The organism is Marinobacter gudaonensis, assembly GCF_900115175.1.
GTDB lineage: Bacteria > Pseudomonadota > Gammaproteobacteria > Pseudomonadales > Oleiphilaceae > Marinobacter > Marinobacter gudaonensis.
The window spans coordinates 2,582,594-2,596,836 of sequence record NZ_FOYV01000001.1 but is presented as its reverse complement, the minus strand read 5'-3'; the positions used below and the strand labels follow the sequence as shown (position 1 = coordinate 2,596,836).

13 protein-coding genes and 1 riboswitch are annotated in these 14,243 nt (G+C 62.2%); of the genes, 8 read left to right on the top strand and 5 right to left on the bottom strand.

Annotated features, from left to right (window positions below):
- The first annotated feature begins 67 nt into the window (after positions 1-67).
- From BM344_RS11685 to BM344_RS11660, 6 genes are all read left to right on the top strand, one after another.
- A complete protein-coding gene (locus tag BM344_RS11685; protein ID WP_091989928.1) occupies positions 68-754 on the top strand; it encodes a response regulator in 687 nt (228 codons plus the stop codon).
- Positions 745-2,166 (top strand): ATP-binding protein, encoded by a 1,422-nt coding sequence (locus tag BM344_RS11680; protein WP_091989925.1) that lies wholly within the window; start codon positions 745-747, stop codon positions 2,164-2,166. The genes BM344_RS11685 and BM344_RS11680 overlap by 10 nt, the downstream gene beginning before the upstream one ends.
- Positions 2,167-2,234: 68 nt before the next feature.
- Positions 2,235-3,002, top strand: a complete 768-nt coding sequence (locus BM344_RS11675) for a glycosyltransferase family 2 protein (RefSeq protein ID WP_091989922.1) — start codon at positions 2,235-2,237, stop codon at positions 3,000-3,002.
- A gap of 1 nt (position 3,003) precedes the next feature.
- Positions 3,004-3,672, top strand: coding sequence for a TVP38/TMEM64 family protein (locus BM344_RS11670; RefSeq protein WP_091989919.1), 669 nt, complete (start codon positions 3,004-3,006; stop codon positions 3,670-3,672).
- A 9-nt stretch (positions 3,673-3,681) separates the two neighbouring features.
- Positions 3,682-5,433, top strand: a complete 1,752-nt coding sequence (locus tag BM344_RS11665) for an ArnT family glycosyltransferase (RefSeq protein ID WP_091989917.1) — start codon at positions 3,682-3,684, stop codon at positions 5,431-5,433.
- Positions 5,433-5,594, top strand: coding sequence for a hypothetical protein (locus BM344_RS11660; RefSeq protein ID WP_228143608.1), 162 nt, complete (start codon positions 5,433-5,435; stop codon positions 5,592-5,594). Before BM344_RS11665 ends, BM344_RS11660 begins: the two co-directional genes overlap by 1 nt.
- Positions 5,595-5,686: 92 nt before the next feature.
- On the opposite strand, the gene BM344_RS11655 is transcribed toward BM344_RS11660, so the two are convergent.
- From BM344_RS11655 to BM344_RS11635, 5 genes are all read right to left on the bottom strand, one after another.
- On the bottom strand, positions 5,687-6,427 hold the full coding sequence (locus BM344_RS11655) for a substrate-binding periplasmic protein (protein WP_091989914.1): 741 nt from the start codon (positions 6,425-6,427) through the stop codon (positions 5,687-5,689).
- A gap of 221 nt (positions 6,428-6,648) precedes the next feature.
- On the bottom strand, positions 6,649-7,413 hold the full coding sequence (locus BM344_RS11650; RefSeq protein WP_091989912.1) for an ABC transporter ATP-binding protein: 765 nt from the start codon (positions 7,411-7,413) through the stop codon (positions 6,649-6,651).
- Positions 7,413-8,387: a FecCD family ABC transporter permease gene (locus BM344_RS11645; RefSeq protein ID WP_091989909.1), complete on the bottom strand. Its 975-nt coding sequence runs from the start codon at positions 8,385-8,387 to the stop codon at positions 7,413-7,415. Before BM344_RS11645 ends, BM344_RS11650 begins: the two co-directional genes overlap by 1 nt.
- Complete coding sequence (locus tag BM344_RS11640; protein ID WP_091989907.1) at positions 8,374-9,252, bottom strand: cobalamin-binding protein; 879 nt, start codon at positions 9,250-9,252, stop codon at positions 8,374-8,376. The genes BM344_RS11645 and BM344_RS11640 overlap by 14 nt, the downstream gene beginning before the upstream one ends.
- A 30-nt stretch (positions 9,253-9,282) precedes the next feature.
- Complete coding sequence (locus tag BM344_RS11635; RefSeq protein ID WP_091991065.1) at positions 9,283-11,121, bottom strand: TonB-dependent receptor plug domain-containing protein; 1,839 nt, start codon at positions 11,119-11,121, stop codon at positions 9,283-9,285.
- A gap of 146 nt (positions 11,122-11,267) precedes the next feature.
- A riboswitch (cobalamin riboswitch) is annotated at positions 11,268-11,490 on the bottom strand.
- A 120-nt stretch (positions 11,491-11,610) separates the two neighbouring features.
- On the opposite strand from BM344_RS11635, the gene BM344_RS11630 reads away from it, so the two are divergent.
- Both BM344_RS11630 and BM344_RS11625 read left to right on the top strand, forming a co-directional pair.
- The gene (locus BM344_RS11630) at positions 11,611-13,485 is read left to right on the top strand and encodes a putative nucleotidyltransferase substrate binding domain-containing protein (protein WP_091989904.1); all 1,875 of its coding nucleotides are present in this window, start codon (positions 11,611-11,613) and stop codon (positions 13,483-13,485) included.
- Positions 13,478-14,221, top strand: a complete 744-nt coding sequence (locus BM344_RS11625; RefSeq protein ID WP_091989901.1) for a 3'-5' exonuclease — start codon at positions 13,478-13,480, stop codon at positions 14,219-14,221. Before BM344_RS11630 ends, BM344_RS11625 begins: the two co-directional genes overlap by 8 nt.
- Positions 14,222-14,243 lie beyond the last annotated feature (22 nt).

The window sequence follows — 14,243 nt, the reverse complement described above, 5'->3', positions numbered from 1 at the left end:
AGTTTTCTTAAGCTGACCTTAAGATTTCTGTGCCAGAATGAGTTTCGGAGTGGTAACAGGACCTGCCATGCGGATATTGCTTGTAGAAGACGATCATCACCTGGCCAACACCATGCTGGGCATGCTGCGCGATGGGCAGAACACGGTAGACTGGCTCGATGATGGCCAGCAGGCACTGAATGCCCTGAGCCAGGAACATTTTGATCTGGCAATCCTGGATCTCACCCTGCCCCGCGTGGACGGCCTGGATATCCTCAAGGGTGCCCGAAAACAGGGTGTTCAGACCCCCGTGATCATTCTCACCGCCCGGGGCGGACTGGATGAAAAACTGAGCGGGCTGGATGCCGGCGCTGATGACTATCTCACCAAGCCCTTCGCCATGGCGGAACTGAAGGCCCGCATCAGGGCCGTGACGCGACGCGGCTCAAACACCCTTCCCGGCGGGCTGACCGTGGGCCAGTTGACACTGAATACCGACTCGGGACAGCTGACCACCTGCGAGGGCGTCACCACTCTGCCTCGCAGCGAATTCCAGATCCTGCAATATCTCATGCGGCACCCAGACCAGGTGGCTACCCGCCGGCGCCTGGAAGAACAGCTGTACGGCTGGGATCAGGGTGCCGAAAGCAACGCCCTGGAGGTGCACATCCACCACCTGCGGCGCCGTGTTGGTCGCGACACCATCCGAACGATACGGGGTGTGGGCTACCTTCTGGACAGCCAGGCAGCCGCCGGGGTTACCGAATGTCCCTGACCCGAACCCTTACCCTGCTGGTTACTTCGACGGTTCTGTTAATCGCACTGATTGCCGCAGCCTGGAGCTACATCGAAAGCAACCATGAGCTGGAGGAACTGTTTGACGCCGAACTGGCACAGAGCACTCGTATCGTGCAGGGACTGGTGCAACACCTGGCGAATACCCAGTCCATTGAACAGCTACCAACCACCCTGAGCCGAACCCTGGAATTGCCATTGGCCGAGACCTCAGGCATTGACTTTGAGGCCGACAACGATGAAATACTGCCGGGTGGCATCGGCCACAAATACGAGAAAAAACTCGCTTTCGAGGTGTGGACGCCGAATCGCGAACCGCTGTTGGACACGCTCAAGGCCGACGATACCGAAGGCCTGAAACCTGGCTACTCCTGGGCCGAAGCCAGCGGCCATCGATGGCGGGTGTTCACACTGCAGGATCCGGCTACCGGTTTCTGGATTCGGACGGCCCAGCGCGAAGACATTCGCGAGGAACTGAGTGAAGAACTGGCCCTGGGCAACATCCTGCCCCTGCTCGTGGCACTGCCTCTGCTGTTGCTTGCCGCCGGCACGGCTATCCACGTCGGTTTCCAGCCCCTGCGGAAGCTGGAGCGACCCGTCCGCAACATGGCCCCTGAAAACATCCACCCCCTGGACGACCGCCAGGCACCGAAGGAGGTGGCCGGCCTGGTGCAGGCAGTGAACGGCCTGCTGCGGCGACTGAACCAGGCACTGGAGCGGGAGCGGCGGTTCTCGGCGGACGCCGCCCATGAGTTACGCACGCCCCTGACCGCGCTGCGCCTGAACCTTGAAAAGGTCTGCGAGACCAATCCCGGGCAGTACGAGGACCTGATCCAGTCCGTGGATCGCATGGTGCACCTGGTGGAGCAGATGCTGCTGCTCAACCGGGTGGATTCGGGCGCCGACTTCACGCCCGAATACCACAACCTGTCAGCAATTGTGGAGCAGAGCATTGCCGACGTGGCACCCCTGGCCCTGAAAAAGCACATCGACCCGGTGCTTGAGGATCATACCGGCCAGGCCCTGGTGTGCTGTCACAGCGCCCTGATCAATACCCTGATGCGGTCCCTGCTGGCCAACGCCATCCAGTACAGTCCGGAGCACACCACCATCGAGACCCGGCTGACTCCCTCGGGAGAGGGTTACCTCATCACCGTCTGCGACCAGGGGCCGGGCATCCCCGCAAACGAACGGGAACGGGCCCTGAGCCGGTTCGTGCGTCTGGATCAGCGTCTGGGAGGCGGCGCCGGCCTTGGCCTTGCCATCGCCCGGCGCATTGCCGAACTTCATGGCGGCCAGCTCACCCTCGCCGACCGGCCCGACGGTCAGCGGGGTCTGTGTGCCACCATCTGGCTTCCCGCCCGCCCATCCTCAAAACAGAAGCGGGCTTAAGGTTGGTTTAAGGTTCAAGACGGATACTCCTGCCCATCGCCAACTCCCTTTTCTAAGGATGATGCTTGATGGGCCAGGAAAGAACTCTCTCGCTGGTTATTCCAGCCAAGGACGAAGCGGCCAACATTGCCAGCCTGCTTATCGAGGCCTTCGGTGTGATGCGGGACTACCATGGCTTCGAAGTGGTACTGGTGGACGACGGCAGCACCGACAATACCCTCGATACCGCGATCCGGACCGCCCGGGCCCTCGGGGGACGACTGGTCACGGTTCGCCACGACCAGAGCATTGGCCAGAGCGGTGCACTGGCCTCCGGCATTCGTCGGGCCCGCAGCCGGTTGATCGTCACCATGGACGGCGACGGCCAGAATGACCCGGCTGACATTCCCGCGCTGCTGCAGAAAGCCAACACGCTGACCAATCCGGATTTCTGCATCGCCGGCTATCGTAAGAACCGCAAGGACACGGCATGGAAGCGATTCCAGTCGAAGCTGGCCAACCGCGTTCGCGACGCCCTGCTCCATGACGGGGTACCCGATACCGGCTGCGGCCTGAAGCTGTTTCCGCGGGACACCTTCCTGAAGCTGCCCTGGTTCGACCATGGCCACCGCTTTATCCCGGCGCTGGTGCGCGGTATTGGCGGAGAGATAGCCGTGGTGGAGGTCAACCACCGGCCCCGAACCGCCGGCACCTCCAAATACAACGCCTGGAACCGGGCCTGGGCCGGCATCGTTGATCTGCTCGGAGTGCTTTGGCTGCTGCATCGCACCCGGGTGCCGATGATCCGGGAATCGGCCGAGGCCGACGCCCGGGCGTCGTTAGCGGAGCGTTCCTGAGATGCCCAACGGTTCCCGCTGGCTGGCCTTTGCAGCGCTGGTACTGTTTGGCTATCTGACCATCCACTACGGCTGGCTCGACTTTATCACCAACCAGAACGCCGTGGCCGATTACCTGCAAACCCATGGCGCCGCCGGACTGCTTGGTCTGACGCTCTCCGGGGCTGTGTTCACGGGCCTGGGCGCGCCCAGGCAGGTACTGGCGTTTGTTTCCGGCTTTGCGCTCGGCGGGCTTAATGGCACCGCGATCTCCACTCTGGCCACGGCCATGGGTGCCGCCGGCTGCTTCCTGACCGCCCGCTGGCTACTGGCCAAGTCCCTGCAACAGCGATTCGGGCACCGTATGCAGCAGTTCGACCGTCTGTTTCGTGACCAGCCCCTGATCAAGGTAATGATGGTGCGGCTTCTGCCCGTGGGCAGCAATCTGGTCACCAATCTGGTCGCCGGCTGCTCCGGCATCCGTTTTTACCCATTCCTCGCGGGCAGCACACTCGGCTACCTGCCCCAGATGCTGGTATTTGCCCTCGCCGGCGCCGGCATCGGCAGCGCCGACAGCTATCAGTTGGCCATCAGCAGCGGCGTCTTCATCCTGGCCTCCGTGATCGGCGCCTTGCTTTACCACAACCAACGGGCCAGGCGCCTGGCTGATTCTGTTTCCGACACGCACTGAGACCCACCCATGCCCGCATCACCCCTGGTACGACACCTTCCGGAAACCCTGTTCAACCTCTCACGCAACCGCCTCTTGCTGCTGTTGCTGGCGTTCGCAGCCATCATGATTCTGTCCGGCGTGGGCCTGCGCTCGCCCTGGCCCGCCGATGAGCCCCGATTCGCAGAAATCGCCCGTGAAATGGTGGACTCCGGCCAGTGGTTGATCCCCATGCGCGGCAGCGAGTTCTACCCTGACAAACCACCGGTGTTCATGTGGAGCATCGCCCTGTTCTACTGGCTGACCGGCAACCTGAACGTCGCCTTCCTCCTGCCCAGTGCCTTGTGCAGCCTGCTGATCCTCGGTCTGGTGTTTGATCTGGGCACCCGGTTGTGGAACCAGCGCACCGGTGCCATTGCCGTCATGCTGCTGATGCTGGCTCCGCAATTCCTGATTCAGGCCCAGAGGGCCCAGATTGATGCCATGGTGGCCTGCTGGATCACGGTGGCCTGCTACGGCCTGATCCGGCACTTTTTCCTGGGGCCGGCCTGGGCCTGGTACTTCGTTGGCTGGGCGTTCATGGGGCTCGGAATCATTACCAAGGGGGTCGGGTTTCTGCCGGCACTGATGCTCCTGCCCATACTGGCGATGAAATATCGGGACCGGTCGCTGTTTGCCGGCACCCTGCAGTGGCGCTGCGCCCTGGGCCCACTGGTGATGCTGGCAGTGGTTGCTGCCTGGCTGATTCCCATGGTGCTGTACGTGAACCACCTCGGCACCGAGGAGGCCCTGGCCTACCGGAACAATATCCTGTTCAAGCAGACCGGAGAGCGCTATGCCGACTCCTGGGGCCATATCCAGCCCTGGTACTACTACCTCACCAGCGTGATCCCCGCGCTCTGGTTCCCCCTGCCGCTGCTACTTCTGGCCCTGCTCCGGCCGCTCTCCGAAACTGCGCGGTATCGCCCCCTGATCACAGTGCTGCTGGCCTGGATTGCCCTGGTAATTGTGTTTTTCAGCCTCAGCCCCGGCAAACGGGGTGTCTATCTGCTGCCCGCGCTGCCGATGCTGGCACTGGTGCTGGCCCCGATTGCCAGCAGCCAGAAACCGGCCAGATGGTTCCCGCCGGTACTCACCGCCCTGCACTTCGTGCTGGGAGCGGCCCTGATTGCCGTGGGCATTCTGGCCTGGAACGATTACCCCAGGCTTGTGGAGAAAGTCAGCGATTACAGCAGCGACCCTTCGCGCCTGCACGAGGCGGGCACGCTGGTGTGTGCCCTGGGAACGATATGGCTGCTCAGCCTGTTCGGGTTCTGGCGCTCGCGGGCAATGGGCCGCCTGTTCGTTGCGCTGATGGTGAGCTGGCTGCTGCTGTCCACCTGGGGCTATCGAATCCTGGAGCCCCTGCGAACCCCGAGAAACATCCTGGCGGCTGCCGAGCAGCAGATGCCCGCTGGCGCGCAGCTGGGAATGATCGACTTCAGTGAACAGTTCATCCTGTTCTCCAAATCCGATTTCACCCATTTCAGCTACTTCAGCAGTCTTGAAGAGGAAAACCGCAACGCCTGGCTGTGGATGAAAGAAACCGATAACAGCTTTCTACTGATTGCCAAAAGCCAGGCCCTGCAATGCTTCGACAACACCGGCGCAACGCTCCTGGGAACAGCCCACCGGGAACAGTACCTGCTACTCAGCGATGCCCAGATGAAACCCGAATGCGCGCCGCCGCAGCGGATCCGGCGCTTCACCACCCCGGCGCCCTTTGCCAACGGAGGCATGTGATGACACTGATGGATGCCGAAAATCGGTTCGGGGCCGTTTCCCGGGTGATGCACTGGGTTATGGCGGTTCTTCTGCTCGTGAACCTTGCCAGCGAAGTCTGGTTCAAGGCGCTGGGACTCAGGAAGTCCACGATCTGCGCGCCAACGTGTTGTGGGCGATGATTGGCTTACATGTCGCCGCTGCCCTGGCACATCAGTTCGTGCTGGGAGACCGGACCATGAAGCGAATGGCCTGACTCGGGCGGTCAGCCGCCCTACGGATCCGGATGAATCGAGAGGCTCTGGTCCGGAGGCGGCAATCCGGGAAGCAGGGCCTCCACGTCAATCCTGTAGCCAGCGAAAAACGCTTCCGCCGCCTGAATCAACGCATTCTCGGTTTTCAGGATGCCCAGGTAAACCGGCCACTCGGCGTCGATCAGTCCGGTGCTGTAACCATCCGGATCGAATCCCAGCAGCTGGGCCAGAAACCGGAACTCCAGCTCATTCATGACGATGTAATCGCACCGTTTTTGCAGAAAAATGCTCAGCATCTGCTGGGCATCGTACGCGTCCAGGCGTACCAGATTGGCACTGAGGCGCCGCTCAAGCTGGTCACTGTAAACAAACCATCGTCGCAGGCAGACGCTGCCCTGAAGATCATCGAAGGAAAGGGGTTTATGGCCAGGTTGCGCGAACACTCGATCCCGCCAGGTTAACACCGGTCCTATGGCGTGCATGCGGTCAGGCAGCGGCATCCACAGTGGGTTGGCGAAAACCGCGTTGGCGTGTCCGTTTTCCAGGGCCCAGGCCTGCCGTTTACGGGGCATGGGGCGGAACTCGGCGGCAATACCGGTCTCCTGACTAAACTCCTGGATCACCTCGGCCAGAATGCCCTTATCCAGGCTGTGGCCGTAATAGAATGGGAGAAAACCCTCACTCGATCCCATGATCTGGAGCGTTTGAGATGAAACCGGAGCGAACCAGAATGCTGCCAGAATCAGCAGGCCTACTCTCATCAAGTGAGTCTCTCAGTGATCGAGTGGTTCAGGCCACACAGTCTCCGTTGGAGTGCGCCCAACACATCCCCAGCGTAGCACAGGGGTACATAGTTAAATGACGTGAATCATCACTTTTATCACAACCACAGGATCACGCCTTAGCGCTTGACTACATTTAACATTTGCAGGGGTGGAGTCGCCCGGCTGCCGCCGGGGTTGGGGCCTGGCCAGGCGGGAAATCAGCCTGGTACAAACACTGGGAAGCCGTCCAGTTCCGCAGAGAGCAAGCGCTGGCCGAACAGGCTTTCAAGTGCCGAGGTCACCAGCATGTCCCGGGCCGGGCCCCAGCAGGCCTGGCCGTCTGGGTACAGCAGAAGGATCTGGTCGCACCATCGCGCAGCCAGGTTGAGGTCGTGGAGGCACATAAAGACCGCCCGATCGCATTTTGCCTGGTGGCGCAGCAGGGTCATGACGGCGGTCTGGTGCTGTAGATCCAGGTGATTGGTCGGCTCGTCCAGAAGCCAGATCTCCGGGCTTTGGGTCATCAGGGTGGCAATGGCCACCCGCTGGCGTTCGCCACCGGAGAGGGTATTGATCAGACGATCTTTCAGGTGAATGACATCAAGGGTTTCGAGGGCTCGCTCTGCAATCGCCAGGTCATCACCACTCTCCATCTGCCAGGCGGACAACCAGGGATGTCGACCGATCAGGGCGGTTTCCAGAACCGTTGCCGGGAATCCATCCTGCCGGTCCTGAAATACGAGGCCGATCCGTTGCGAGAGGGTTTTGCGGCCGATGTCACGCAGCGGGGTTCCATCAAGTCGCAGGTCTCCGCTTCTGAGCTCCCGCAACCCCGCTAGCGTATGCAACAGGGTGGTTTTGCCCACGCCATTGGGACCCAACACCCCCCACACCTGCCCCGGCTCGATGGCCAGATCCAGCGGCGCACCGGAAGCACGCCCCGGAATATCGATGATCAGCGATTCTGTGGTCAGGCGCGTCATCATCGACTCCGGTACAACAGATACAGGAACGTGGGAACACCGAGCAGCGCAGTAATCACGCCCACCGGCAACTGCTCCGGCGCAATCACCACCCGCGCCAGGGTATCCGCCATTACCAGCAAAGTGCCCCCGGCCAGGGCGCACGCTGGCAGCACCAGTCGCTGGTCGTTACCCAGGACCAGCCGCAGCATATGGGGCACCACCAGGCCCACAAACCCCACCGAGCCGGCCATGGTCACCGCCGTGGCCGTCAGCAGACTGGCCATGAGGTAGATGGACCACTCCAGGGGCCGCACCGACACGCCGAGTGCCGCCGCCTGCAGGGAGCCCCTGGCCAGAACATTCAAAGCCCGCCCCAGGGGGAAGACCAGTACACACACCAGCACCAGGATGATCAGGCCGGGCCAGGGCGTGGCGGCGTGGGACAGATCACCCATCAGCCAGTACAGCATGCCAGGCAGCCGACTGGCCGGCGTCATCGACAGGATCAGGGTGATGATAGCGCCCCAGCCTGCGGCCACTACCACACCTGTCAGTAACAGCCGCGATGGCGTCCAGCTGCCACTGCCATGGGCCAGGCCGAACACCAGCAGAGTCGCCAGCAGGGCACCGGCAAAAGCCGAACCGGACACCAGGAAGCCGGCGGCACCGCCCAGCATGGCCAGCAGGGCGCCCACGGCGGCCCCGCCGGATAGCCCAAGCACATAGGGATCGGCCAGCGGATTGCGCAGCAGCACCTGCATCAGGGCGCCGGCTACCGCCAGCAGCCCACCGGTGGCGAAGGCACTCAGGGTGCGCGGCAGTCGAAGCTCCAGAATCAGGGTCTGTTGCAGAGCGCTGCCGCCACCGGTAACCACGCGCAGCGTGTCCTCGATGCCAATGGAAGTACTACCGACACTCACCGACAGCAGTGCCGCCGCCAGGGCGGCTAGCAGCAGCACAATCAGGGGTCTGGAATAACTAGAGATTGGCACGGGCCTGCTCCAGGGTCTGGCACAGGTGGCGCGCACCTTCGGCAAAGCGGAGGGTGGGTCGCGCCAGCAGATCCGGCGGTTCCAGGAACAGGTTGCCGGCTGACACGGCGGTCAGCTCCGGGTACTGTTGCCAAATCCCCAGCCAGTTATCCTTGCCCGCTTCGCCGGCGGTAACGATGGCTTGCGGATTGGCCGCCAGCACCGCCTCAATGCTGAGCCGTGGCACCAGTCGCGGCAGGTGGCCGAACACGTTGACCCCACCACACAGCTCGATGGCCTTGCTGATCAGCTCTTCCCGGTTGACGGTCATCAGCGGCTGGTCCCAGATCTGGAAGAACACCCGCACCGGGCCGGCGCCGTCGTAGCGCGCCTGAAGCTCAGCGATATCCGCCCGGAAGGCGTCTGCGCGACGCTTCCCGATAGCCGAATTGCCCGTCAACAGTGCCAGATTTTCAACGGCGACGGCGATGTCGTCAAAGGTACGCGGGGCCAGCCAGAAGACGGTGATGCCGAGGTCCGCGAGCCGCTCCAGCTGGCTCCGGGAATTGCCATCGACCCAGGCCACCACCAGCTCCGGCGCCAGGGACACAATGGCTTCCAGATCCAGGCGATTACTGTCGCCCACTTGTGGCAGGTTGGCGGCTTCTGCCGGGTAATCGCTCCAGGCACTCACCGCCACCACCCGGTCGCCGGCGCCGGCCGAAAACAAAAGCTCGGTGGCACCGGGAGACAGGGAAACCACTCGCCTCGCCGGCGCCTCCAGGCACACCTGCCTGCCCAGCGCATCCCCGGCGCACATCGCCTGCGCCGGGGATGGCATCAGAACAAGGCAGGCGACAAGCAGAACGAATCCGCGCTGGATCATGGCGCTGGCATCATGGGTCAGTGAATGGGACTACTGGCGGAAATCATAGCGTATGGACGCCAGGTACGTCCGTCCCGCTGCAAGATAGTCAAAGGGCTCGAACGTAACACTGTCGAACCCGCCACTTGTGGTGTACCGGCGATCCAGCACGTTATCCACCTTGAACTGCGCGGACCACCCCGGCAGGAAATTCCAGGCGGCGCGCAGGTCCAGGGTTCCGTAACCGGGAAGCCGGCTGTTATTGGCGGCATCGTTGTAGCGGTCACTTTCGGCAATCACGCTGGCGCCCACGGACCACTGGTCGAACAGACGGTCCACGTCCAGCCGCACATTGCGCTCCGACCGGCGAGGCAGACGCGCTCCGGTATCCCGGTTCTCGGTGTCGGACAGGGTAATGGCCGCATTCACATCCCAGTTCACCGTTTCGAAACCTGAAGACAGTTCAATACCGCGAATCCTCGCGGATTCGACGTTTTCCACGGTCCCTTCAAACGTTACGGGGTCGGACACAAAGGTTATCAGATCGTCCACATCGTTCTGATACACGGCCACATCCCAGAACCAATGGCTGTAACGGCCACTTACCCCAATTTCCACCATCTGACCCTCTTCCGGATCAACGTCGGGGTTGCCGGTGTAAAAGGGTACCTGCAGGTAAAGATCATTGAAGGTGGGCGCTCGAAAAGAGGTGGCATAGCTCACCCGTGCCCGGTGGGCCTGATCGAACTGGTGACCGAGGGCGAGGCCGCCGGTTTCTTCCTTACCGTAGGCTTCGTTGTCATCCAGACGTGCACTGGCCATCACATCGGTGGGGCCGAAATTCAGGCGGGCCTGGCCAAAAACGGCGGTGTTGGTGCGGCTGTCTTCGCTGAACTGGCTGGTGCCTTCCACCTCATCCACAGTTGCCTCGGTGCCGACCACGAACTCGTGCACGCCCGCGGTGAGGGTGTTTTCCCAACGGGCCGACCGGTGCAGGGTATCGAACACGCTGGGGAAGGAGCCGAAGGTATCCTGCTCGTCACGGGACTCGGAAAACTGGATCCGGGTACGCCAGTAATCGCTGGCCACGGCCTCCAGATACAGGCCCATGGCGCGAACCAGAAAGTCCGTATCGCCACCCTCAAACTCGGTATTGCCTTCGGACTGAAACACCGTGACACCGGCCCCACCGCCCTGGTCGAACCGGTGGCTCACCTTGGCCAGTCCGCCGGCATTGCGAAAGCCCTTGTCCTCGCCACCAGCCCGGAGGTTGGTTCCGTCGGTATCCGAATACACGCCACCGACAAGAAAGCCGGTGCGACCTTCGCGCCCGGCCACGCCAGCGGTGGATTCCAGAAGGCTGTGGGAGCCGCCAGACAGTTCCACCCAGCCCTGCCGGGCCGCTTCCGGCTCAAGCGTAAAGGCCTGCACCACGCCACCAACGGCATCCGCCCCGTAAAGGGAGCTCTTGGCGCCGCGCACCAGCTCAACCCGCTCGATCAGCTCGGGCGGGAGAAACTGCCAGGGGGGGATGCCCGCCGAGGCAGAGCGCAGGCGGATGCCATCCAGCAGCAACACCGTGCCGGCACTGCCTGCGCCACGCAGAAATACGCTGGTGGTCTTGCCATAACTGCCGTCCGATACCACATTCACACCCGGCTGCGCGTGCAGCAGGTCCCGGAACTCGGCCGGCTGCTGGCGGCGAATGTCGTCTTTTTCGATCACGGTGACGGAAGACAGGCTCTCGCCCACGGTTTGTGGCCCGAGGGTTGCGGTCACCACGATGGGATCAAGCGCATCGGCCTGGGTGTCAGACTGGGCCATTACGGCCAGCGGCAGGGCGGCGAGGGACACGCCCGCCAATACAACAGGAAAGGATTTTGAGGACATCAGCTTTGCTCCGCACTCCGCGCGCACCCGCACGGGATTCTGGGTTTTGTTGCGGAACAGGCAGGAGGGCGGGCGGCAGGTCAGGCAGGCCACGGGAAAGCGGCAGACGGCCCTGGTATTTCGCCCACCTGCGTCGCCCACCGCAACACCGGGTGTTTTTCCAGGCCGGTCTCCGGGCTGGCAGGCGGAACCGACGGTTCCCGGGCAATCACCTTCCCATGTCACGCGACACAGTGGCGCATCAGATTGCCGTTATCCTGCTTACCGTTGCGGGGGCAGCATCGGACTCGCGCTGGCCAGGCCAGGCTCACCGATTTCCCGTTTCACCCGTCGCGCTTCGCGACGGACACCTGAAAAAGTGCGGCAAGGCTAGCAACAAGGGCCTGAGCGGTCAATGAGATCCGTCAAAGGTCGACATGGCCGCTGGCCGGCGCCGCTGCTATATTGCTGTACTGACAACGACTTTTCTTCATCAGCCCCGGGAGTCTTATGCAGGCCGAGCTCATCGACATCCGCAATCACATGGCCCAGTACCCGCCGTTTGACGAGATGCCCGATAAGCTGCTCGACCAGGTGGTCGGTGGCATTGAGGTGGTCTATTTCCGGGCCGGCACGCAGATTCTCGAGTTTGGCGAGTCCAATAACTGGCTGTTCTATGTGCGCAGCGGCGCGGTTGAGATCTACCGGCGTTCCGGGGAGCTGTACAACCGTATCAGCGAGGGGGAAATCTTTGGGCAGTTCGGTCTGCTGATGAACAAGCGGGTGCGGTTTCCGGCCAGGGCGCTGGAAGACACCCTGATTTACAAGATTCCTGGCGAGATCTTCCAGTTGCTCTGGGAAAGTGACGACAACTTTGCCGATTTTGTCGAGATTGAGGACCGCAGTCGCCTGCGCTCCGCGCTCTCCCGGCGGGAGAAATCCAATGAGCTGATGACCTCCAAGGTGACCCGGCTGATCTCCCGCAAGCCGGTATCGGCGCCCCACACGGTACGCCTCCAGGAGGCGGCGCGAATCATGACCGAGCAGGGCGTGTCGGCCCTGCTATTGATGGATGAAGAGGGCGAGAAACCACTGCTGCGGGGCATCATCACGGACCGCGACCTGCGCACCCGCGCACTCAGCGAGGCGTTGCCCTCGGAGACGCCGATCAGCGAGATCATGTCCGAAGACCTCATCACCATCGGCTCCTCCGTGTTCATCTTCGAAGCCATGCTCACCATGCTGCACAACAACGTACACCACCTGCCGGTGATGGAAGGCGACGAGGTGCGTGGCGTCATTGCCCTGTCGGACATCGTGAAGTACGAGAGCCAGAGCAGTCTCTATCTGGTCAGCAACATTTATCACCAGAAGGATGTCAGGGGCCTCAAAGCGATCAGCCAGAACGTGCGCGACAGCTTTGTCCGCATGGTCAACGAAGACGCCAACTCCCACATGATCGGCAGCGCCATGGCTGGTATCGGCCGCAGCTTTACCCAGCGGCTGCTGGAACTTGGCGAGGAAAAACTGGGGCCACCCCCCATCCCCTACTGTTTTATGGCCCTGGGCTCCATGGCCCGGGATGAGCAACTGGTGGTCACCGACCAGGACAACGCCATGATCCTGGACGACAGTTTTGTGCCGGAGGAGCACGATGAATACTTCCTCGCGCTGGCCAAATTTGTCTCCGATGGCCTCGCGGAGTGCGGGTACAGCTACTGCACCGGCGATATCATGGCCACCAACCGGAAATGGCGGCAGCCGCTGAAGGTCTGGAAGGAATACTTCACCGACTGGATCGAGAATCCCAAGGCAGAAGCGCTGCTGAACAGCAACATCTTCTTTGATCTGGACGGGATCTACGGCCAGACTGACTTCGCCGAGCAACTGAAAACCCTGGTGGCAAACAAGGCGGCCAACAGCCCCCGATTCCTGGCCATGCTGGCGCGCAACGCCCTGAACCGGACCCCGCCCATAGGCTTCTTCCGGACGTTTGTGCTGGAAGAAGATGGCAAACAGCAGAAGACCTTCAACCTGAAACGCCGGGGCACCGCGCCGCTGTCGGACCTGATCCGGGTGCATGCGCTGGCCTGCGGCTCCCGCGCCCAGAACTCTTTCGAACGCCTCAAGGCCATCGGCAACACCAAACTGCTGCTGGACGACGACCTGGGCAACCTGCGCGATGCCCTGGAGTTCATTTCCATTGTGCGGATACGACACCAGGCCCTGGCGATCGAGGCGGGCAAGGAGCCCGACAACAACGTTCGCCCCGAGGACCTCTCGCCCTTCGAGCGCAGCCACCTCAAGGATGCCTTCCAGGTGGTGAGTAACGCCCAGAAATTCCTGCGCTTCCGCTACAACGCCCAGGTGGTCCGCAATGTCTGAGCGCTCCCCTACCGAGCCCAACCAGACAGACCCGGAAGTAACGCGGCTACCCTGGCCGGAGCAGTACCAGGCCCTGGCAGAACGCAGCCAGTCGCCTCTGCTCAAGGCTTTCTATGAAAGCGGATGCGTCTCTGCCGACACCCCGCTCCGGGATGTCCCGATGGTAGCGCTGGACTTTGAAACTACCGGCCTGGATGCCAGCCAACATTCGATTGTCAGCGTGGGGCTTGTGCCATTCACGCTCGACGGGGTGCAGCTGGCACAAGCGCGGCATTGGATAGTCCGGCCCCGCCTGCCCCTGCACCAGACCTCCATCACCGTGCACGGCATCACCCACAGCGACATTGATCAAGCGCCGGATCTTGAGGACATTCTGGAGGAGCTGTTTGCCTGCCTGAACGGCCGGCTGCCGGTGGTGCATTACCGGAACATCGAGCGGCCTTTCCTGGATATTGCCCTGCGCTGGCGCCTGGGCGAAGGCATCCGGTTTCCGGTCCTGGACACCATGGCCATTGAGGCGCACCTGTACCCGAACCGCAATCCCTCTGGCTGGCGACGCCTGATCGGCCAGAAACCGGTTTCAATTCGCCTGGCCGACAGTAGGCAGCGCTACGGCCTGCCCCATTACGCCGCCCATAACGCGCTGATCGACGCCCTTGCCACTGCCGAGCTGTTGCAGGCGCAAGTCTGGCACCACTTCAGTCCGGAGACGGCGGTGGGGGATCTCTGGTTGTGACCTGAGTGTCGGTTTACGCTGC